A 19,331-nucleotide genomic window follows, 5' to 3' on the forward strand; every position below is an offset into this window, starting at 1 on the left:
TCCGGCGCTTCGCTTCCATAAGGGAGAAGGGAAGCAAAATTTCATTGACTTTTCTTCGTTACATGCGGAACGCCGAGGACTAGGTCGGCCCCCACGATATCCCGCACTAAAGCAGCCTTCATAAATTCTGCATCGAATACCTTGCGGAATCGAAAGTCGCCATAGTTTATTGAGAACGACGTCTTTCCCCACTTGCTCATCATTTCCTGAACAGATAAAGGCGGCGCCCACTCAAAGATCAATTGTATTTTTGCTCCAGCAGGTATCGGATTCGCCTGCTGAACTGGGATCTTCTCTCCTCCGACGTCTCCATAAGGAATGCTTATGCTGAGATTCTTAGTTTCGCCGGTAATTGCCGAAGTGAACGAAGCCGCGCTTATTTGTACGGCCGAGGTGCTTGAATTCTCGCCGCGCAACATGATGAATCTGACGCTGCCATCAGGAGATGCTGGAAACCATAAAACTGACTCCCACTTAATTGGGCCGCTGTCGGTCGTTTCCTCGACTGAGGGTTGCGCCTGAAGAGAAGTGTGTCGAGTGGCCATCAACTCTTCTCTGAGACCTGAAGCGAGTGACTGAGCCTGTCTCCTCTGCTTCCTCTCTGCTTCGAGAGTTTCAGTGGCCTCGTGAAGCTCTTTGGTCAATTGGTTGACAGCCTCGTCGGTCTGAAGAGAAGGCTGCTGAGCAGCCAATAAGTAGACGCCGGCCGCAAGAAACATGAGTCCCGCGATTACCAAACCCAACGCCAAGCGCCACCTCCCTTTAGGTTGGGTGAGGCCCTCAAAGGCTTTCCAATGAATGGCAACCCCAAGGGAGAGGATGCAAAAGATGAACGCGACGAGGGCTTGGATAAAATGCGCTTCAAACGCGCGCTCAATTGCCACCAGCAAGAGGCACCAAGGCGCGTTTGCCAGTATGATCTTCCGAGCGTCAGTCCACGATTCCGGTAACGTCGAGTCAGACATTATTACCCGCAGGACCAAAAGCCGGTCTGATCATCAGGCCGGTCGTTTTCTGCCGCTAAAGTACCCATGCTCGCCACTTCCATCAAGTCGAGGATCATTGCCCTCACCTTTTAGGAGAGGGTTACGCGCAAAACGACGGGACAAGGGAGGGGTCTCCAAGAGAGCCACTTAAGTGGCGCGCGGAGAGAGACCCCTCATCCGGCGCTTCGTGATCTTCCCCCGAAAAAGTGGACGGGTTTAGGCGGCTTTTAGCTCCATTTCGCTCGGGGCGATATATCCGATGGCGGAATGGAGTCTTGTTCGGTTGTAGAAGCCCTCGATGAAGGCGAAGATATCGCGCTGGGCCTCCGCGCGGTTGTTGTAGTGGCGATGATGGACCAGCTCGGTCTTCAGGGTGTGGAAGAAGCTCTCCATCGGGGCGTTGTCGTAGCAATCGGCCTTGCGGCTCATCGATGCGGTGATGCCGGCGCCGGTGAGAGCGTTGCGATAGGCGTGTGAGGCATATTGCACGCCGCGATCGGAGTGGTGGATCAATCCGGCCTGCGGCCGTTGCTGCTGGGTGGCCATCGCCAGTGCCGCGGATGCGAGTTCGACCTGCATGTGATCCCGCATGGCCCAGCCGACGATCTTTCGGCTGAACAGGTCCATGACGGCTGCCAGATACAGCCACCCCTCCGCGGTCGGGATGTAGGTGATATCGGCGAGCCAGACCCGGTTCGGGGCTTGCGCTGTGAAGTCGCGCGCGATCAGGTTCGGGGCGATTGGCAGACCGTGACGGCTGTCGGTGGTGCGCACGCGGCGCGGCGGCGCCATGATGGCGCGGATACCGTGCCGACGCATCATCCGCTCGATCCGGCCGCGGCTGGCGCCTCGGCCCTGCCTGCGCAAGGCTGCATGAACGCGGGGACTGCCGTAGCGGCCGCTGCTGTCTTGATGGACTTGCCGGACCGCAGCCAGCAGCGTGGCATTGGATTTGGTCCGCTCACTCACCGGGCGATCGCGCCAGGCGTAATAGCCGGCCGACGAGACCTCGAGCACGGCGCACATCAGCCGCACCGGATAGGCGTCGCGGTGGTCTTCGATGAAGCGGAAGCTCATGTCCGGGTTCCGGCAAAGATCGCGATCGACTTTTTTAAAATGTCGCGCTCCATGCGCAGCCGTTCGTTCTCCTGGCGCAGGCGGGCGATCTCCGAAGCCTGGTCCGCCGACATCGGCGTCGCCTGCGTGGTGGGGCGCCACGCCGCCGATGCCGGCTCCTGCCGCAACTTGTCAACCCAGCGCCGCAGCACCGAGTCGCGCAGACCGAGCTCCTTGGCCACAGACCCGATCGAGCGCCCGCTCGACAGTACCAACTCGACCGCTTGGCGCTTGTACTCTTCGGTAAACGACCGACGTTGAAGTTCCATTCGACACCTCCGGGCTCTACGAACCTACTACAGGTGTCCACTCATTCGGAGGAGGTTCATCGCGCCACCCTCTCCCGCAAAGGGAGAAGGCGAAGGTCAGCCCTCGCTGCCCTTGAGCCGTTCGTTGCGCCGGCGCAGACCTTCGAGGGTGGCGAGGAGGATGATCGAGACCGTCGTCAGGATCACCGCTGCTGCCGTGATGGTCGGGCTGATGTTCTCGCGGATGCCGCTGAACATTTCGCGGGGCAGGGTGCGCTGCTCTGGCCCCGCCATGAACAGCACGATCACCACCTCGTCGAAGCTGGTCGCAAAGGCAAACAGCGCGCCCGAGGCCAGTCCGGGCAGGATCAGCGGCAGGATCACGCGACGGAACGCCTCGAGCGGCGACGCGCCGAGCGAGGCCGCGGCGCGTGCGAGGTTGGTGTCGAAGCTTTGCAGTGTGGCGCCGACCGTGATCACCACGAAGGGCGTCGCCAGCGCGGTGTGAGCCAGGATCAGGCCGAGATAGCTGCCGGTCAGCCCGATCGGCGCGAAGAAGAAATACAGGCCGACCGCGGTGATGACGCCGGGCACGACGACCGGCGACAGCACGAACGCCAGCACCAGCGGCTTGAACCGGCTCTTCCATTGCGCGAGCCCTAGAGCTGCCAGCGTGCCGAGAGCCATCGACAGCAGCGTCGAAGCGACGCCGATGATCATGCTGTTCTTCAGCGAGTTCATCCAGCGCGGCGAATTGATGAAATCGCCGTACCAGCGCAAGGAGAGGCCGGGCAGTGGATAGGTGAGGTATGAGCCCGAGCTGAAGGACAACGGCATGATCGCAAGGATCGGCGCGATCAGGAAGATGAACACCAGTGTGGAGATGACGATGGTTGCGGTCCAGGCGACGCGCTGGCTGGGCGTGCGGAGGGAGGGAGCGTCGCTCAATTCTTCATCCCTCCCGTGACCTGCTGGCCCTGCACCAGCTTGCCGTAGACGAGCGCGAGCAGAACGGTGGCGAGCAGCAGCACGGCCCCCAGCGCCGAAGCGAGACCCCAATTGGCCGTCTCGGTCGTGTAGAGCGCGATGAAGTAGCTGATCATCTGGTCGGCGGCGCCGCCGACAAGGGCCGGTGTGATGTAGTAGCCGAGCGCCAGGATGAAGACGAGCAGGCTTCCCGCGCCGATGCCTGGCAGGGTCTGCGGCAGGTAGATGCGCAGGAAGGCGGTGAGGGGCGGTGCACCGAGCGAGGCGGCGGCACGCATGTAAGCCGGCGAGATCGCCTTCATGCTGCTGTACAGCGGCAGGATCATGAACGGCAGCAGCACGTGGATCATGGCCACGCAGACGCCGAAGCGGTTGTAGATCAGGCGCAACGGCGCATCGATGATGCCGAGCCAGTGCAGGCTGTCGTTGACGACGCCTTGGCTCTGCAGCAGCACGATCCAGGCGCAGGTGCGGACCAGAAGCGAGGTCCAGAACGGCAGCAGCACGAAGATCATCAGCAGGTTCGACCGGCCGGACGGCAGCGCCGCCAGCAAATAGGCGACCGGGAAGCCGAGGATCAGGCAGAGGGCCGTGACACTGATGCTGATGAGGAAGGTGCGGGCGAAGATTTCGCGGTAGATGGCCTGATCCGGCGAGGCCGCGACGATCGCGCCGTCCACGTTGCGCGTCAGGTCGAGCGCCGACAGCAGGTAGAAGCTGGTCACCGGGCCGCCGGCATCCCTGATCGTCGTCCAGGTGTTTCGTTCGCGCCAGGCCGGGTTGATCTTGATCAGCGCTTCCTTTGCGGTGCCTTGCTCAGGCACCGCCTTCAGATTGCGCGCCGTGCTGGTCAGGATCGTGCGAAAACCGTTCAGGGCGTAGTTGAGCCGCTTGGCTGCGATCGCAACGGTGCCGGACGCGCGCGCCGCCACGATGTCGCTCGCCAGCGCCGCATAGGCCTTCTCGTCCGGCAGGTCCTTGCCGTCCCAATTGGCGAGCGCGGTGACGGTCTGCGGCAGAACCTGGCGCACCTCGCGGTCATCGACCGCGCGCCACAGCATGCCGGCGATGGGGCCGGCGAAGGTGAAGAGCAAGAACAGCAGCAACGGCAGCACCAGTGCCAGCGCCTTGATCTGGCGCGCGCGCTCCGCACGCTTCAGGCGGCGCTTGAGCGGCACCTTGGTCTCGGCATCGACGCCGGTCAGGGACACTGCTGTCATGGCGTGATCATTTCAGGCAAAGGGGCGTGGCGCAGGCGAAAGGGCATCGCCCTCCGCCTGCGCCGCACGCTGGTTCGGTCGCGCGCTATTTCGCGGCCCATTTGTTGAAGCGCTCGGTCAGCTTGTCGATGTTCTCGAGCCAGAAGGCAACGTTGATCTCGACCGCGTTCTTGATGTTGTCAGGCGCGGTCGGCAGGTCCTTCAGGACGGCCGGCTGGATCAGGGCGGCGGCGTTCTTGTTCGAGGTACCGTAGGCAATGTTCTCCGACAGTTTCGACTGGTTCTCCGCCTTGCCTGCGAAGTCCAGGAACTTGTAGGCGGCGTCCTTGTTCGGGCTGCCCTTCAGGATGACCCAGCTGTCGAGCGTGAACAGCGCGCCGTCCCACACCATGCCGAAATTCTTCTTCTCGTTCTTGTTCGCGGTGTCGATGCGGCCATTGTAGACCGAGGTCATCACCACCTCGCCGGAGGCGAGCAATTGCGGCGGCTGGGCGCCGGCCTTCCACCAGACGATGTCGCCTTTGATGGTGTCGAGCTTCTTGAACGCGCGCTCGACGCCTTCGTCGGTCGCCAGCACCTTGTAGACGTCCTTCGGCGGGACGCCGTCGGCCATGAGCGCGATCTCGAGCGTGGTCTTCGGGCCCTGGCGCAAGGCGCGCTTGCCTGGAATCTTCTTGGTGTCGAAGAAGTCGGCCCAGCCCTTGGGGGCTTCCTTCAGCTTGTCCTTGTCGTAGCCAAGCACGAAATCATAGAGGATGGCGCCGACACCGCAGGGATTGACCGACGGCTGAATGTAAGCGGCCTCGCCGCCGATCTTGGAATAATCCAGCTTCTCGTACAGGCCTTCCTCGCAGCCGACCGCGAGCTCGTCGCTCTCGACCTGGACGAGGTCCCAGGTGGCGGCGCCACCCTGGACCTTGGCGCGCAGCACGCCGACGCCGCCGTCCCAGGATTCGTCGTTCATGGCAACGCCAGATGCCTTCTTGAACGGCTCGAAATAGACCTTCTTCTGGGCCTCCTGATAGGCACCGCCCCACGACACGACGGTGAGGTCACGCGCCTGCGCGACCGTGGCCAGCGCGGCGCTGGCGCTGAACGCCGCGGCGAAACCCAGAGCAATCTTGCGCTTCAGCATGGTCCTTGTTCCTTCTTCATGTGCGTTACGTTGAGGTTGATCGTTGGGATCAGGCGGGATCGAGGGCGAGGCAGTCCTCGGGGCGGAAGGTGATGAAGACACTCTCTCCGTGTTTCAGGCTGTCATGCGCGCCCGGCTGAAGCTTGACCATGAACTCGGCATTCCCCGAGACATCCAGCACGGCCAGCGCGTGGTCGCCGAGATAGATGGTGTTTTGCACCTTGGCCGGCAGGCGGTTCGGTCCGTCGCTGGAGGTGCCATCGGGGACGATCGCGACCCGCTCCGGCCGCACCGATAGGGACGTCGATGCGCCCGCGCCTGATACATTGACGGCACGGGCCATGACGGAGCCTCCGGCCGCGAGCGCGACGCGGCAATAATCCTTGTCGACCGTCTCCACGGTGCCATCAAGCACATTGTTCTCGCCGACGAAGTTGGCAACGAAGCTGTTGACCGGATGCTCGTACAGCGCGTCGGGCTTGTCGATCTGCTGCACGATGCCGTCGTTGAACACGGCGATGCGGTCCGACATGGTGAGCGCTTCGCTCTGGTCGTGGGTGACATAGACGACGGTGATGCCCATCGTCTCGTGCAGCTGCTTGATCTCCAGCTGCATCTGCTCGCGCAGGCGCTTGTCCAGGGCGCCCAGGGGCTCGTCCATCAGCACGAGTTGCGGGTTGAAGACCAGCGCACGGGCCAGCGCCACACGCTGCTGCTGGCCGCCGGACAGTTGCCCGGGCCGCCGCTGCGCGAGGGTCTCCATCTTGATCATCCGCAGCGCCGCCTTGACGCGCGCTTGCGTTTCGGCCTTGTTCGTCTTGCGAACGGAGAGCGGGAAGGCGACGTTCTCCTCGATCGTCAGGTGGGGAAACAGGGCATAATTCTGGAACACCATGCCGATGTCGCGCTTGTGCGGCGGCATGTTCTTGATCGGACGGTCCGCGAGGTAGATCTCGCCCTGGGTCGGAACCTCGAAGCCGGCCAGCATCATCAGCGTGGTGGTCTTGCCCGAGCCCGACGGGCCGAGCAGGGTGATGAACTCGCCCTTCCTGATGTCGAGATCGAGGTTCTTCACCACGAGATGCTCGCCATCATAGGTCTTCTGAATGCCGGAAAAGCGCACCAGTGCCGGCGCAGATGTGACCATGCCGGCTTCCATGTTGTCCTCGCGTCATCAAGCTACACTGGTGTCGCCACCCCTTTTCGAGGTTGCGACAGGCAGCTTAGCATCCTCCAATGAGAATGCCAGCGATGCAAGCGACGAGCCAGCTCGGGGCCGGCGCGCTACATCCCCGACAGCTTGGTCACATAGACGTTCAGTGTGCCGCCGGCTTCCGCGACCACGCGCAGCGTCTTGGCGTCGAAGGCGATGTCGGCCAAAGTGAGACTGCTGATATTGGCCTCGACCTTGACGCCGTCCTCGCTTTTCTGGAAGTCGGCGATGACGGCTGCGATCTTCTCGCGCGCATTGGCGGCGATCGGCTTCAAATCGAGCGTCGCCTTCTGCACCAGCGCCTGTTGCATCTGTGGTACCACCGCACGGGCTGCGGCGCCGAGCAGGCCGAAGGCTGCCTCGGATTCCACCGCGAGCTGGATGTCGGCGAGCCGCAGCGTCTGCTGCGCCTGGTCGAGCATCGGCCGGCCCCAGATGTGCACGGTCGCCTCGGCGCCGAGCCCGAGCCAGCTCTTCTTTTCCTTGGCGCGGACCAGCAGCGAGATCAGCAGCCGGTCGCCCGACGGGACGACGTTGACGCTCTTCACCGTGACGTCGACAGGGCCGGAGCCGTCCTCGGGATAGGTGTGGCCGACCATCTGGGCCGCGATCAGCTTGTTGATCTCGGTGAAAGGCACGTCGATCGGTACGCCGATATTCACGCCGGTGCCGGTCGGCGGCACGATCGAGATCTTGTCGGGGAACGGGCAGTCCGGCTTGGTCGGCGTCGAGGTCACGCGCGTCTCGGCCTCCAGGCCGAGCAGCAGGGTGACGGCCTGCGCATCGACGCGCGGCTGCGCCGCGATGGCGCGGGTCGGCTTCATCTCGAGCCAGAGCGGCGGCAGCGCGGCCGAGGAACTGCTGCCTTGCAGCGGGATCGAGCGGCAGGCCTTGGCCCATTGCACCTTCGCGTTGTCGCGCAGGCTGGGATCGTTGCGGATGCGCTCGGCGACGACGTTGAGCTGATCGCCGACCGTCTTGTCGATCAGCGGCTTCACCTGCGCGGGAACGTTGACCTTGGCACCGGCGACGTTGAGGTTGGTGTCACCGAGATTGACCTGGGCGCCGAGATTGGGCTCGAGATGCCAGGCGGCGGCGAGCTTCGGGCGCGAGGTGACGACGACATTGCCTTTGATCTCGGCGCTGGCGTTCAAATTCTTGATGTTGACCGCGCCGATCCGTTTCGCCGCGTCGCCGCCGAGCACGCTGCCAAGCGCATCGCCGAGCGCGCCGGTGGCTTTCGCCGACAGCGACCCCGTCACGTTCAGCTTGCCGGTGATCGGCGTCGACAGCGTCAGCACGTCCTTGTCACCGGTCGCCGACATCGGTCCGCGGGCGGCGGTCCAGCCGATATCGGCGTTCTCCAGGATCTGCGAGATCGGGTTGTCCGCCTTGCCGGCGAAATTGCGCGGCGAGGCCTTCTCGGCCTGCTCCCGGATCGCCGACAGCGCGATCGCCACCGGCGCCACCACGATCGAGCTCTTGGACACGGGCGGCAGCGGCGGCATCTCTGCGACCGGTGGCGTGGAATTGGTCGCGCGCGGCGCGAGCCAGTCCATCGCCTTCAGGCTGATGAAAAACGACGCCGCGAGCACCGCAACGGCGATCAGCACGGTCTTCAAATTCAACGTCAGACGCATCAATCCCCCTGGCCGCCCCGGCGAGATTTTACAGGGCAGGCGAGGAGGGCGCTAGAGCGCACCGATGGGGTGGAATTGCGGCAAATGCGTTAACGGCTGCAGCCATGCCGTTGCCGCTTGTTCTTGCTGCCCGCGCTAGCCGCGCCTGGGGCGGCGGACCGCGCGCACCTTGCCGCTGGCGCCGCCGCCGCAGAACAGGCGATCGCCGCCGTCGGACTCCAGCCCCGAGACCATCGTGCCCGCCGGCATATCGAGCTGCTCGAGCACCTTGCCCGTGTCAGGATCGATCCGCCTGATGTCGCTGTCCTCGCCTTCCCAGGTGCCATGCCAGAGCTCGCCATCGACCCAGGTCACGCCGGTCACGAAGCGCTTGCTCTCGATGGTGCGGAGAATCTTCCCCGTGTCGGGATCGATCTGATGGATCTTGCGGTCGCGATACTGCCCGACCCAGAGCGAGCCTTCGGCCCAGGCTAGTCCTGAATCGCCGCCGCCGCCGGGCGCGGGAATCGTGCCGACGACCGCACCGCTCGCCGCGTCGATCTTCTGGATGCGATCCTCTGCGATCTGGAACAGGTGCCGGCCGTCGAACGCCGTTCCCGCATGTGCGGCGACATCGAGCGAGCGCGCGATCTTGCCGTTGGCCGGATCGACCGCGTTCAATTTGTCGCCCGATGCGAACCAGACATGGCTGCCGTCATAACTGACGCCATGCACGGCCTCGACGCCCGGAAAGGGGCCGTACTCGGTGACGATCTCTGCGGCGGAACGCTTCATGTGCTAGATCCCTGTGATGCGACCAACCTACGCCTTCAACAACGGCGTGGGGAGTAACAAGCGTGTCGGGAATCCCGGGACGGGCGGGGTCATCCAGCGGCGGGCGCGACCGTGGCCGAACGACTGCACCTTGTTCGATCGCGCCAGCTCTTCGAGCGCCCGCTGCGCCGAGCGCGCGCTCATGCCAAGTGCGAGTGCGAGGGCAGAGCTCGACCACGGCTCGCCGTCGGCAAGGATGGCGAGCACGGCGGCGTGCTTCTCCTCGACGGGTCGGGCCAGCACGATGACGTCGCGCGTCTTGCGCGGCGCCAGCTCAAAACCCTGCCTGGTCGCGCTGATCTCGGCCAGCGGCTTGAGCTGGGTGCGGAGCCGCCCGATCTCGACACGCAAGCGTGCGCGATGGGACTCATCGGCGTGCTTGGCCTGGAACGCGCCCGATATCAGCGCCTCGCGCGAGACATCCGCGGGCCAGGCCTGCGCCAAGAGACGGGCGAGCGCGAACAGCACCGGGCGCGTTCCGAGCGGCACGGTCGTGCCTTGCCGGCGCACGACGTGATGGAAGGTGTCGACGACGAGCGCGGTCGAGGTCGCCAGTCGCTCGACCTCTCCGAGCAGCAGCGGGTGCTCGCTGCCACGCGCGATCAGCCGCGCGGCCGGCGTATCGAGGATGAGGTTGGCGCTGTCGACCTCGGCGAGGAGCGCAGGGATATTCGCTTGCCGCGCTGCCTTGCCCGCGCGGTCGAGTGCGGCGCGCGCATCTTTTGTTTTCAGCCGCCTGATGGCGATGCCGGCGGCGACGAGCTCGCGCACGACCACAGATGCAGGCGGGAGCGGGGCGGCGCCGATCTCGGTCAGCGTGCGCTCGGCGTCGTCGATGCGTCCGAGCAGGAGAAGGCGGCGGCCTTCGATATGGCCCGCATGGGCGGCATTGGCGAGATCACCGTGGCTTGCGAGCGTGGCGCGTGCGGCTGCAAGCGTCTTGGCCGGCCAGCTCAGGTCGCGCGAGACCAGCGCGATCTCCGCCTCGGCGACGACGCACCGCGCACGCGCGACCGCCTCTCTCGGACCGAAGGCGCGCGCGGCGCTTCGCAGCAGCGTCTTGGCCTTGGCGAGATCGCCGAGCTGGGCCATCGCGATGCCGCGCAGCGCGATCGAGGGCGCATCGTTGCGCAGTGCGACGCGGTTCAGCGCGCCGAGCGGATCGCCGGCCTCCAGCGCCCGTGCGGCAGCCGTGATCAGCGACTCCATGAAAATCCCGCCACACTTGTTACTCCCACCGCGCAACCGTCTGGTGCCAGAAATCGTTGACGGCCGACAATGGGCGGTGAGCGAAAGGTTTGGAGAGCGATCATGACATCAGCAGACAAAGCAGGAAGTAACGGACAGACCGCCATGCAGACACCGCCGGTGGTGTCGCCGCAGGACTGGGAGGCAGCCCGTCAGCAACTGCTCGTGAAGGAAAAGGCGCATACCCGCGCCCGCGATGCACTCGCCGCCGAACGCCGGCGCATGCCATGGATGGAAGTGGACAAAGCCTACGCATTCGAGACGCCCAAGGGCAAGGCCAGTCTGCTCGATCTGTTCCAGGGCCGGCGGCAGCTGATCCTGTACCGCGCCTTCTTCGAGCCGGGCGTGTTCGGCTGGCCCGACCATGCCTGCCGCGGCTGCTCGATGGTGGCCGATCAGGTTGCCCACGTCTCCCATTTGAACGCCCGCGATACCACGCTGGTGTTCGCCTCGCGTGCGCCGCAGGCGGATATCGCGCGGCTGAAGGCGCGGATGGGCTGGACCATGCCGTGGGTCACCATAACCGACAGCTTCGATGTCGATTTCGGCGTCGGCGAGTGGCACGGCACCAACGTGTTCTATCGCGACGGGACGCGCATCTTCCGCACCTATCTGATCAAGAGCCGCGGCGACGAGCAGATGGGCGGCACCTGGAACTATCTCGACATCACCCCGCTCGGCCGCCAGGAGGTCTGGGAACAGTCGCCGGCCGGCTATCCGCAGACGGCGACCTACAAATGGTGGAACTGGCACGATAGCTACGAGGACGGCGCTGCGCCCGACAAGAAATGGGTCGAGGTGTCCGATGCCGGAGAGATCGCGCTTCGCACACCGGGTGCGCAATGACCGAACTCCATCCCGCCGGCGCCAGCCGCGAAGCCGCATCCCACCTTGCCCGATGGCTGGGTCTTGCGGCCAGCCCGATCTTTGCGATCATGGCCGTGCTGACGGCCATGTTCAGCGGCGGCCCGGCGGACATGCTCTGCTCCGCCGGCCACGGGCTGTCGCTGGGCGGGATGGTGCCGATGTATCTGCTGATGAGTGCGTTTCACTCGGCGGCGTGGCTGCGGCTGATGTCGGGGCGGCCACGCGCCGGGCGGGCTTGAACAGATTATCGGCGCAAAATCGCAGACGGCTCCGGCCTCACCGGGGCCGTTTTCGCTATTTGCCGCTTCCGTCGACGAACAATTCCATCAGGACTTCATCAAAATAGCGGCCGTTCTGCTTCAGTGCCTTCACCTCGCGGCCGTATTCGACGAAGCCGGCGGTCTTGTAGAGGCGCAACGCCGCTTCATTTTTGCTCATAACGCTGAGCTGGAGTTTTTCGACGTGCCTTGCGGCATGGGCAATGACCGTGTCGACGAGACGCCGACCGACGCCGGCTCTGCCCGCCGACTGTCGGACATACATGCCCCAGAGGTCGGCCTTGTGCAGGGTCTGGGGACCATCCTGCCGGCGGAAGCCGGCGACGCCGACGATCTCGTCGTCGATGAAGGCGCCGAAGACGTCCGAATTGGTGAGGCGCTCCGCGAACCAGGCGAGGGGCTTTTCCTGCTCGCGCGCGAAGGTGCTGGCGAAAGCTTCGGGATGCGCCGCAAGCGCTTCCAGACGAATGGCGCGGTAGCGGGCGGCGTCAGTGGGTGTGAGCAGTCTGATCATGTGGGCAACGATATCTCATCGCGGAGTGCGTGGCGAAAACGAAAACGGCCCCGGCATCGCCGGGGCCGTTCGTATCCCAATCTCGCTTAAGCGCGGCGCTACCTCAGCTCGGCGCGTCGCTCCGTCATCGGCAGCACGACCACCTTGGTGCCGACGTTGACGCGGGAGTAGAGGTCGGAGACGTCGTCATTGGTCAGGCGGATACAGCCGGAGGAGACGTGCTTGCCGATCGTGTCGGGGGCGTTGGTGCCGTGGATGCGGTAGACGGTGCCGCCGAGATACATGGCACGGGCACCGAGCGGGTTGCCGGGGCCGCCGGCCATGTGGCGCGGCAGGTACGGCTGGCGCTGGATCATTTCCGGCGGCGGGGTCCAATCCGGCCACTCGGCCTTCTTGGTCACCGACTGGACGCCGGACCATGTGAAGCCGTCGCGGCCGACGCCGATGCCGTAGCGGATCGCCTGGCCGTTACCGAGCACGTAATAGAGATAGGTGTTCGGCGTATCGATGACGATGGTGCCCGGCGCCTCGCGCGTTGCGTAGGAAACGGTCTGGCGGCGGAAGCGCGCCGGCGTCTCGACAGTGTCCTGATCCTCCGATGGCGCGGCCTGATACGGCGTCGCCTGATAGGGCTGGTAAGGCTGCAGCGGCTGCGGCGCGGTCATGGTCGGCAGCGGCTGGAAGAACGGAAACAGCTGCACGGGCGCAGCCTTGGCCGGGCCGGCAAATGCGATTGCGGTCACAGCCACCGCACCGACAGCAACGGCGCGCGAAAACGTCTTGAACGTGTCCAGATTGAACATTGGTCGCCCCTGTTTGCTTGGTGTTTTTGATCACCCCGGCACCGTTTCGGTGCTCCGTTGCCTAAATCACTAACGACAAAACGTTTCGGGACATTTGCGCGGAAAACCGAAAACGGTTTCGTCGCGGCAAGGATTGTTTCATGACAGTTTCGTGGCCGCAGGGGTCCGTTAACGAACAAAACAGCGGGCCGACACTTCTGTGACGTCACACGCCTGAAATATCCTTCGTTGATGGTCCTAAACCGAGAATCATCAAACTCTCGGGATTTCCCCATGCGGGTATTAATCGCGACTGACGCTTGGCATCCGCAGGTCAATGGTGTGGTGCGGACGCTGACCTCGCTGGCGAACGCCGCCAAGGCCCTCGATGTCGAGATCGACTTCCTGACGCCGGACGGCTTCCGGTCGTGGCCGCTGCCGACCTATCCGGGCCTGCGCGTGGCGCTGCCTACGGCTAAGGAGATCGCGCGGCGGATCGAGAAAGCCGCACCCGAAGCGCTGCACATCGCGACCGAAGGGCCGATCGGTTGGGCCGCACGCGCCTACTGCCGCCGCAACCGGCTTGCCTTCACCACCTCTTACACGACGCGCTTTCCGGAATATGTCTCGGTGCGGACCGGTATCCCGGCCGCGGTCGGCTATGCCGTGCTGCGGCACTTCCATGATGCTGCTGCCATGACCATGGTGGCGACGCCCTCGCTGCGCCAGGAGCTCTCGGTGCGCGGCTTCAAGCGGCTCGGCTTCTGGACGCGCGGCGTCAACACCGAGCTGTTCCATCCGGACGCTCCGGCCAAGCTCGATCTGCCGGGCCCGATCTTCATGACCATGGGCCGCGTGGCGGTGGAGAAGAATCTCGAGGCGTTCCTCGCGCTCGATCTGCCCGGCACCAAGGTCGTCGTCGGCGATGGTCCGCAGAAGGCGGCGCTCGAGAAGAAATATCCGGATGTCGTCTTCCTCGGCGAGAAGAAAGGCGCGGATCTGACCGCGCATCTGGCCGCGGCCGATGTCTTCGTCTTCCCGAGCCTCACCGACACCTTCGGCGTCGTGCAACTCGAGGCGCTGGCCTGCGGCACGCCGGTTGCGGCGTTCCCGGTGACCGGACCGAAGGACGTCATTGCCGATCATCCGATCGGCGCGATCGACAACGATCTGCGCGCCGCGTGCCTGCGCGCGCTCACCATGTCGCGCGAGACCTGCCGCAATTTCGCGCTGGAGCGCTCCTGGGAAAACAGCGCGCGCCAGTTCGTCGGCAATCTCACCTCACTCCAGCCCAGCCGTGTGCTGCGCGCCTCGCCTCGCATGGCGCGGCGGCCGGTGCGCGGCTGATCCCCATTTTGACCCACAGCGAGAACCTCATCGATGGCTAAGATCATGAACCTTGACGGCACCCAGCAGCTCGACCTCACCCGTGGCACGGTCGAGCAAGCCTATGATCGCTGGGCGCCCGTCTACGATCTCGTGTTCGGCGGTGTGTTCGCCAAGGGCCGCCAGGCCGCGATCGCGGCCACCAACAAGATCGGCGGTCGCGTGCTCGAAGTGGGCGTCGGCACCGGCATCTCGCTGCCGCTCTATGCCCCGAACCTGCGCATCTTCGGCACCGATATTTCGGAGGCGATGCTCGACAAGGCGCGCCGCCGCGTCAGCGAAGGCAATTTGAAGAACGTGGAAGGCCTCGCGGTGATGGACGCCGAGAAGCTCGAATTCCCCGACAATTCCTTCGACGTCGTGATGGCCCAGTATGTCGTCACCGCCGTGCCGAATCCGGAGAAGGCGCTCGACGAATTCGCCCGCGTGCTGCGTCCGGGTGGCGAGCTGATCATCCTCACCCGCGTCAGCGCCGACACCGGCATGCGCCGCTTCATCGAGCAGAAGCTCCAGCCGGTGGTGCGTCCGCTCGGTTTCCGCACCGCCGAGTTCGCCTGGTCGCGTTACGCCAAATGGCTGGCCGGCGCGCGTGGCATCGAGCTCGCCGAGCGTCGCCTGATTCCGCCGCTCGGCCATTTCTCGCTGGTGCGCTTCCGCAAGGTCGACATCGCCAAGGCGGCCTGAGCGGGGCTTGCGTACGAGCGGCGGCTCGCTCCGCCGCTCACGCGTTCGCGTGCGTCACCGCGTCGCTGCGCATCGTCACATGACAAGATGATGATGTCACACGGCGTACATCGAATCTCTGTAAATCCTGAACCCGAAAGCATTTTGGGGAAGAGCATGATCAAGAATTATCTCGAGCAGCTGCGGATCCAGCGCTGGGACGACCATCGCTACTATCACCACAGCCGCATCAATCAGAGCCTGCACTTCGTCAGCGCGCTAAGCTTTCTGTTCGCCTATGTCTGGCTGTTCGTCGACCCCATGATCTCGGCGCTGGTCGGCTGGCTGATCTCCATGACTTCGCGCCAGGCCGGTCACTTCTTCTTCGAGCCGCACGACTACGACCACATCAACCAGGCGACCCACGAGTACAAGGAAGAGATCAAGGTCGGCTACAATTTGCAGCGCAAGGTGGTGCTGATGGCGATCTGGGCGCTGTCGCCGCTGGTGCTGTTCGTCGATCCGACGCTGTTCGGCCTGTTCACGCCCTGGGCCAGCGCGACCGACTTCATGCGCCAGGTGGCCAAGATCTGGCTCGTGATCGGCGGCGGCGGTCTGTTGTTCCGCACCGTGCACCTGTTCTTCATCCGTGACGTCGAGACCGGCCTCGTCTGGATGACCAAGATCCTGACCGACCCCTTCCACGATTTGATGCTCTATCGCAGCGCTCCGCTCGCCTTGATGCGGGGCGAGCTGATGGATCCCGGCCTGCATCTCAATCCCGAGCATACGCTCGGCCTCATCTCCGAGCCGGCGCTCGAAGAGCAGCACGCCTGAGCGCGCTGTTCTCACCACATACTCCGATGTCTGATGGTTGCGTCATGCCCGGCCTCGTGCCGGGCATCCACGTCTTGGGGGGCACTTCACGCTTCGTCATTCCGGGGCGGCTCGAAGAGCCGAACCCGGAATCTCGAGATTCCGGGTTCGATGCTTCGCATCACCCCGGAATGACGGAGTGGGTAGAGCCAGCCTCAGCGCCCAAAGCGCTTGGCCAGCATCTCTTTCAAGATCTGCCGCTTGATGTTCTTGTTGGTGAGCGCGCCGTCGTGCCACCAGAAACCGTCGGCCTTCATCTTCTCCGCGGCGCGGACGAAGCGGTCGGCGACTTCGCTGAAGTCGGCGTCGGTGTAGTTCAGGCTGAAGATCAGCCGGCCGGTGCCGACCCAGCTCAGTGCCAGGCCCTCGGCGCGCAGATAATATTGCAGCATCCAGTTGTAGCGGGACGGGGTGGTGTATTTCACCGTCCAGATCGACGAGAAATTGGCGAACTGCACCGGCAGGCCGGCGTCTTCCATCATGCGGTTGAGCTGTTGCGCGCGGCCGTTCCAGGTCTCGTCAAGCCCCTCATAGATGGCGCGGAAGTTCGGGCTGGCGAGCCGGCTCAGAAACTCGTCCATCGCCGTCATGACGTAGGGATGCGAGTTGAAGGTGCCGCGGGCAAAGCAGATGTCGGCGGGACGGTCGTCGCGGAAGCGGCGCATCAGCTCCTTCTTGCCGCAGACCACGCCGACCGGCAGGCCGCCGGCGAGGCTCTTGCCGTAGGTCACCATGTCGGCCTTGACGCCGAAATATTCCTGGGCGCCGCCGGCGGCGAGACGGAAGCCGACGAAGACCTCGTCGAAGATCAGCACGATGCCGCGTTGGTCGCAGACCTCGCGCAACTTCTTGAGCCATTCGGTGTAGGCGGCGCGATCGAAATTGCCGCCGCGGGAGGAATCGACCAGCGAGGAATCGCCGGGCGCGTTGACGTTGGGATGCAGGCCCTGCAGCGGATTGACCAGCACGCAGGCGATGTCCTTGCGCGTGCGCAGGACGTGCAGCGTCTTCTCGGACATCTCGGAGAGCGTGTAGGTCTCGTGCGCATTGATCGGGTTGCCGACGCCGGGCTGCACGTCGCCCCACCAGCCGTGATAGGCGCCGGCGAAACGGACCAGATGCGTGCGCTTGGTGTGGTAGCGCGCGAGCCGCACCGCCTGCATCACGGCTTCGGTGCCGGACATGTGGAACGAGACCTCGTCGAGGCCCGAGATCTGGCAGAGCCGCTGCACGTTCTCGAGGATGACGGGATGGTAGGGGCCGAGCACTGGACCCAGCGCATGAGCACGCTTCTCGGAGCCCTCGATGCACTCCTTGTAGAAGTCGTTGCCGAAGATGTTGACGCCGTAGGAGCCGGTGAGATCGTAGGACGTGTTGCCGTCGACATCGGTGACGGTGACGCCGCTCGAGGACTCCATGAAGGTCGAGGTGCCCAGATGCTCGCGGATGAGCCGCGAGAACTGGAACGGCACGCGGTAGCTTTCGGTGAAGTTGAGGTCGGAGATCGTCTCCGCCGCCTCCTTCGTCATCGCGCGGCCCTTGGGGTAGCGCTCGGCGTAGAGAGCTGCGAGGCGGAAGAAGGCATCCTTGCGCTGCTTCACCACGTTGTCAGGCGCGCCGTCGCAGCCGAAATACTTGTCGCCCGCGAACTCGTAGAACGGGAGCAGCTTTGCCACCCGGCGCGACATCTTGGAGTGCCCCGCGAGCGAGCGGTGCTTGGCGCGGGACAACTCGACCCGCGCCTTGATCTTCGGGAGGACGGCGGCAGCAGACGCTGCGGCGGCCACGGACATCGAGAGAATCGGGAGTGTCGTTTCCATGACAACAAGCGCTAACCCTGCGAGCTGACAGATTCATGACAGTCAAAGCCCTCATCGCCTCTTTCACCCAGCAGGAAGACCTCAACTTCCTGTTGACCAACCGCATCCCGCGCGCAGGCCTGACCCGCTTCATGGGCTGGTTCTCCAAGATCGAGAACCCGCTGGTGCGGGACGTCTCGATCGCGTTGTGGAAGCTGTTTTCCGACCTCGACCTGTCGGAGGCGCGTAAGACCCACTTCAAGAGCTTGCACGACTGTTTTACCCGTGAGCTGAAGCCGGGCCTGCGTCCGTTCGATCCCGATCCTTCGGTGGTCGCCAGTCCCTCGGACGGCATCGTCGGTGCCCACGGCAAGATCGCTGATACCGAGCTGTTTCAGGTCAAGGGCGCGCCCTATTCGCTGCTCGACCTGCTGGGTGATCCCGCGCTGGTCGAGCAGCACCGCAACGGAAGCTTCGTGACGCTGCGGCTGACCTCGAGCATGTATCACCGCTTCCACGCGCCCCATGATGCGCATATCGAGCGCGTCACGCTGATCCATGGCGATGTCTGGAACGTCAACCCGATCGCGCTCAAGCGGGTCGAGCGGCTGTTCTGCAAGAACGAGCGCGCGGTGATCCGCACGCATTTGTCGACCGGCGAGGCCGTGACGCTGGTGCCGGTGGCCGCAATCCTGGTCGCGAGCATCCGTCTGCACTTCCTCGACATGGTGCTGAACGCGCAGACGAAGGGACCTGTCAATTTCCCCTGCGACGTCAGCGTGATCAAGGGCGAGGAGCTCGGCTGGTTCGAGCACGGCTCGACCATCATCATCCTCACACCGGGTGACTTTTCGTTCTGTGACGGCATCGCCGAAGGCACGCGCATCCGCGCCGGTCAAGCGCTGATGAAAAGAAACTAGCCTTCAATCCGCCGTCCCCGCCGCCTATATCGTCGGCGGGGCCGACGAGACGGCACGACAGGATTGGTGATGGCGCGGGCGCCGGTGATGGCGGCGGGTGGGATTGTACTGCGGCGGGGCGACGCACCGCTGATTGCGGTCGTGCGCCAGCGCAAGCGCAATGAATGGGTTTTGCCCAAGGGCAAGCTCGACGACGGCGAGACGCCGAAGCAGGCCGCGCATCGCGAGGTGCTGGAGGAAACCGGTCACGACGTTGCGATGCACGAATTTCTGGGCACGCTCGTGTACCAGTCGGGAGGCCGCTCCAAGGTCGTGCATTTCTGGCGGATGGAGGCTGAGGGCGGCCCGGTCCGGAAGCTGATGAACGACATCAAGGCCGTCGACTGGCTGACGCTGGACGACGCGCTGGCGCGCCTGTCGCGCGAATATGAGCGCGCGTTCCTCACCCAGGTCGGCCCGATCGCGGTCGCGGCGGCCGGGCTTGCGCCTGCGGCAACTGAGCCGACGCCGACACTGGCCGCCGATGATATCGATGCGGCCTTGCAGACGCTGACGCCGGCTGAGGCCGCCTCCGTCGATGAGCTGCGGCACGGTTTGCTGCAGAAGGTGCGAGCCTGGCTGCGCGGCGAGGCGTGAGATC

General features: G+C 64.4%; 19 protein-coding genes. 7 read left to right on the forward strand and 12 right to left on the reverse strand.

The genetic code is table 11. From position 1 onward, the window contains the following. Positions 1–41 precede the first annotated feature (41 nt). The 9 genes from ACWAT4_RS10625 to ACWAT4_RS10665 form a co-directional block, all read right to left on the reverse strand. A complete protein-coding gene (locus ACWAT4_RS10625; protein ID WP_449730504.1) occupies positions 42–965 on the reverse strand; it encodes a hypothetical protein in 924 nt (307 codons plus the stop codon). Between the two features lie 237 nt (positions 966–1,202). Beyond that, positions 1,203–2,371, reverse strand: a protein-coding gene (locus ACWAT4_RS10630) for an IS3 family transposase (RefSeq protein ID WP_449730505.1) whose coding sequence is annotated in 2 segments (ribosomal slippage) — positions 1,203–2,083 and positions 2,083–2,371 — 1,170 coding nt in all. Because the reading frame shifts where the segments join, the coding sequence is not laid out codon by codon here. Between the two features lie 96 nt (positions 2,372–2,467). Then, positions 2,468–3,298 (reverse strand): ABC transporter permease, encoded by an 831-nt coding sequence (locus ACWAT4_RS10635; RefSeq protein ID WP_449730506.1) that lies wholly within the window; start codon positions 3,296–3,298, stop codon positions 2,468–2,470. After that, on the reverse strand, positions 3,295–4,557 hold the full coding sequence (locus tag ACWAT4_RS10640) for an ABC transporter permease (protein WP_449730507.1): 1,263 nt from the start codon (positions 4,555–4,557) through the stop codon (positions 3,295–3,297). The genes ACWAT4_RS10635 and ACWAT4_RS10640 overlap by 4 nt, the downstream gene beginning before the upstream one ends. A gap of 85 nt (positions 4,558–4,642) precedes the next feature. Continuing rightward, the gene (locus ACWAT4_RS10645; RefSeq protein WP_212298948.1) at positions 4,643–5,692 is read right to left on the reverse strand and encodes an ABC transporter substrate-binding protein; all 1,050 of its coding nucleotides are present in this window, start codon (positions 5,690–5,692) and stop codon (positions 4,643–4,645) included. 49 nt (positions 5,693–5,741) lie between these two features. Then, positions 5,742–6,851, reverse strand: coding sequence for an ABC transporter ATP-binding protein (locus ACWAT4_RS10650; RefSeq protein WP_212427123.1), 1,110 nt, complete (start codon positions 6,849–6,851; stop codon positions 5,742–5,744). Between the two features lie 125 nt (positions 6,852–6,976). Continuing rightward, a complete protein-coding gene (locus tag ACWAT4_RS10655; protein WP_212447503.1) occupies positions 6,977–8,545 on the reverse strand; it encodes a DUF4403 family protein in 1,569 nt (522 codons plus the stop codon). A 135-nt stretch (positions 8,546–8,680) separates the two neighbouring features. After that, the gene (locus tag ACWAT4_RS10660) at positions 8,681–9,319 is read right to left on the reverse strand and encodes a Vgb family protein (RefSeq protein ID WP_212427017.1); all 639 of its coding nucleotides are present in this window, start codon (positions 9,317–9,319) and stop codon (positions 8,681–8,683) included. 27 nt (positions 9,320–9,346) lie between these two features. Next, positions 9,347–10,567 (reverse strand): helix-turn-helix domain-containing protein, encoded by a 1,221-nt coding sequence (locus ACWAT4_RS10665; RefSeq protein WP_449730508.1) that lies wholly within the window; start codon positions 10,565–10,567, stop codon positions 9,347–9,349. A gap of 102 nt (positions 10,568–10,669) precedes the next feature. On the opposite strand from ACWAT4_RS10665, the gene ACWAT4_RS10670 reads away from it, so the two are divergent. Both ACWAT4_RS10670 and ACWAT4_RS10675 read left to right on the forward strand, forming a co-directional pair. Then, positions 10,670–11,452, forward strand: coding sequence for a DUF899 domain-containing protein (locus ACWAT4_RS10670; protein ID WP_212298943.1), 783 nt, complete (start codon positions 10,670–10,672; stop codon positions 11,450–11,452). Further along, positions 11,449–11,712 carry a hypothetical protein gene (locus ACWAT4_RS10675; protein WP_212298942.1) on the forward strand — a complete coding sequence of 88 codons (264 nt, stop codon included), beginning with the start codon at positions 11,449–11,451 and terminating at the stop codon, positions 11,710–11,712. The genes ACWAT4_RS10670 and ACWAT4_RS10675 overlap by 4 nt, the downstream gene beginning before the upstream one ends. A gap of 55 nt (positions 11,713–11,767) precedes the next feature. On the opposite strand, the gene ACWAT4_RS10680 is transcribed toward ACWAT4_RS10675, so the two are convergent. Then, positions 11,768–12,265, reverse strand: coding sequence for a GNAT family N-acetyltransferase (locus ACWAT4_RS10680; protein WP_212447499.1), 498 nt, complete (start codon positions 12,263–12,265; stop codon positions 11,768–11,770). Positions 12,266–12,363: 98 nt separating this feature from the next. Further along, the gene (locus tag ACWAT4_RS10685) at positions 12,364–13,068 is read right to left on the reverse strand and encodes a L,D-transpeptidase (protein WP_212447498.1); all 705 of its coding nucleotides are present in this window, start codon (positions 13,066–13,068) and stop codon (positions 12,364–12,366) included. Between the two features lie 273 nt (positions 13,069–13,341). Between ACWAT4_RS10685 and ACWAT4_RS10690 the strand changes: the two genes are divergently transcribed. The 3 genes from ACWAT4_RS10690 (at position 13,342) to ACWAT4_RS10700 (ending at position 15,933) form a co-directional block, all read left to right on the forward strand. Beyond that, the gene (locus ACWAT4_RS10690; RefSeq protein WP_212447497.1) at positions 13,342–14,394 is read left to right on the forward strand and encodes a glycosyltransferase family 4 protein; all 1,053 of its coding nucleotides are present in this window, start codon (positions 13,342–13,344) and stop codon (positions 14,392–14,394) included. A gap of 33 nt (positions 14,395–14,427) precedes the next feature. After that, positions 14,428–15,117 (forward strand): class I SAM-dependent methyltransferase, encoded by a 690-nt coding sequence (locus ACWAT4_RS10695; protein ID WP_212298938.1) that lies wholly within the window; start codon positions 14,428–14,430, stop codon positions 15,115–15,117. Positions 15,118–15,273: 156 nt separating this feature from the next. Then, complete coding sequence (locus ACWAT4_RS10700; protein WP_212447496.1) at positions 15,274–15,933, forward strand: hypothetical protein; 660 nt, start codon at positions 15,274–15,276, stop codon at positions 15,931–15,933. Between the two features lie 194 nt (positions 15,934–16,127). Here the strand turns inward: ACWAT4_RS10700 and ACWAT4_RS10705 are convergent, their stop codons facing one another. After that, a complete protein-coding gene (locus ACWAT4_RS10705; RefSeq protein WP_212447495.1) occupies positions 16,128–17,792 on the reverse strand; it encodes an aminotransferase class III-fold pyridoxal phosphate-dependent enzyme in 1,665 nt (554 codons plus the stop codon). 35 nt (positions 17,793–17,827) lie between these two features. Here ACWAT4_RS10705 and asd point away from each other — a divergent pair, with 35 nt between their 5' ends. Further along, entirely contained in the window at positions 17,828–18,691 is an 864-nt protein-coding gene (gene asd / locus ACWAT4_RS10710; protein ID WP_212447494.1) for an archaetidylserine decarboxylase, read from the forward strand. 69 nt (positions 18,692–18,760) lie between these two features. After that, a complete protein-coding gene (locus ACWAT4_RS10715; RefSeq protein ID WP_212298934.1) occupies positions 18,761–19,327 on the forward strand; it encodes an NUDIX hydrolase in 567 nt (188 codons plus the stop codon). Positions 19,328–19,331 lie beyond the last annotated feature (4 nt).

This window comes from Bradyrhizobium sp. T-1, assembly GCF_053592855.1.

Coding starts and splice junctions, on each gene's coding strand:
- ACWAT4_RS10625 (WP_449730504.1), bottom strand. CDS start 965: ATGTCTGACTCGACGTTACCGGAATCGTGGACTGACGCTCGGAAGATC.
- ACWAT4_RS10645 (WP_212298948.1), bottom strand. CDS start 5,692: ATGCTGAAGCGCAAGATTGCTCTGGGTTTCGCCGCGGCGTTCAGCGCC.
- ACWAT4_RS10665 (WP_449730508.1), bottom strand. CDS start 10,567: ATGGAGTCGCTGATCACGGCTGCCGCACGGGCGCTGGAGGCCGGCGAT.
- ACWAT4_RS10690 (WP_212447497.1), top strand. CDS start 13,342: ATGCGGGTATTAATCGCGACTGACGCTTGGCATCCGCAGGTCAATGGT.
- ACWAT4_RS10680 (WP_212447499.1), bottom strand. CDS start 12,265: ATGATCAGACTGCTCACACCCACTGACGCCGCCCGCTACCGCGCCATT.
- ACWAT4_RS10695 (WP_212298938.1), top strand. CDS start 14,428: ATGGCTAAGATCATGAACCTTGACGGCACCCAGCAGCTCGACCTCACC.
- ACWAT4_RS10670 (WP_212298943.1), top strand. CDS start 10,670: ATGACATCAGCAGACAAAGCAGGAAGTAACGGACAGACCGCCATGCAG.
- ACWAT4_RS10685 (WP_212447498.1), bottom strand. CDS start 13,068: ATGTTCAATCTGGACACGTTCAAGACGTTTTCGCGCGCCGTTGCTGTC.
- ACWAT4_RS10655 (WP_212447503.1), bottom strand. CDS start 8,545: ATGCGTCTGACGTTGAATTTGAAGACCGTGCTGATCGCCGTTGCGGTG.
- ACWAT4_RS10640 (WP_449730507.1), bottom strand. CDS start 4,557: ATGACAGCAGTGTCCCTGACCGGCGTCGATGCCGAGACCAAGGTGCCG.
- ACWAT4_RS10705 (WP_212447495.1), bottom strand. CDS start 17,792: ATGGAAACGACACTCCCGATTCTCTCGATGTCCGTGGCCGCCGCAGCG.
- ACWAT4_RS10675 (WP_212298942.1), top strand. CDS start 11,449: ATGACCGAACTCCATCCCGCCGGCGCCAGCCGCGAAGCCGCATCCCAC.
- ACWAT4_RS10660 (WP_212427017.1), bottom strand. CDS start 9,319: ATGAAGCGTTCCGCCGCAGAGATCGTCACCGAGTACGGCCCCTTTCCG.
- ACWAT4_RS10700 (WP_212447496.1), top strand. CDS start 15,274: ATGATCAAGAATTATCTCGAGCAGCTGCGGATCCAGCGCTGGGACGAC.
- asd (WP_212447494.1), top strand. CDS start 17,828: ATGACAGTCAAAGCCCTCATCGCCTCTTTCACCCAGCAGGAAGACCTC.
- ACWAT4_RS10650 (WP_212427123.1), bottom strand. CDS start 6,851: ATGGAAGCCGGCATGGTCACATCTGCGCCGGCACTGGTGCGCTTTTCC.
- ACWAT4_RS10715 (WP_212298934.1), top strand. CDS start 18,761: ATGGCGCGGGCGCCGGTGATGGCGGCGGGTGGGATTGTACTGCGGCGG.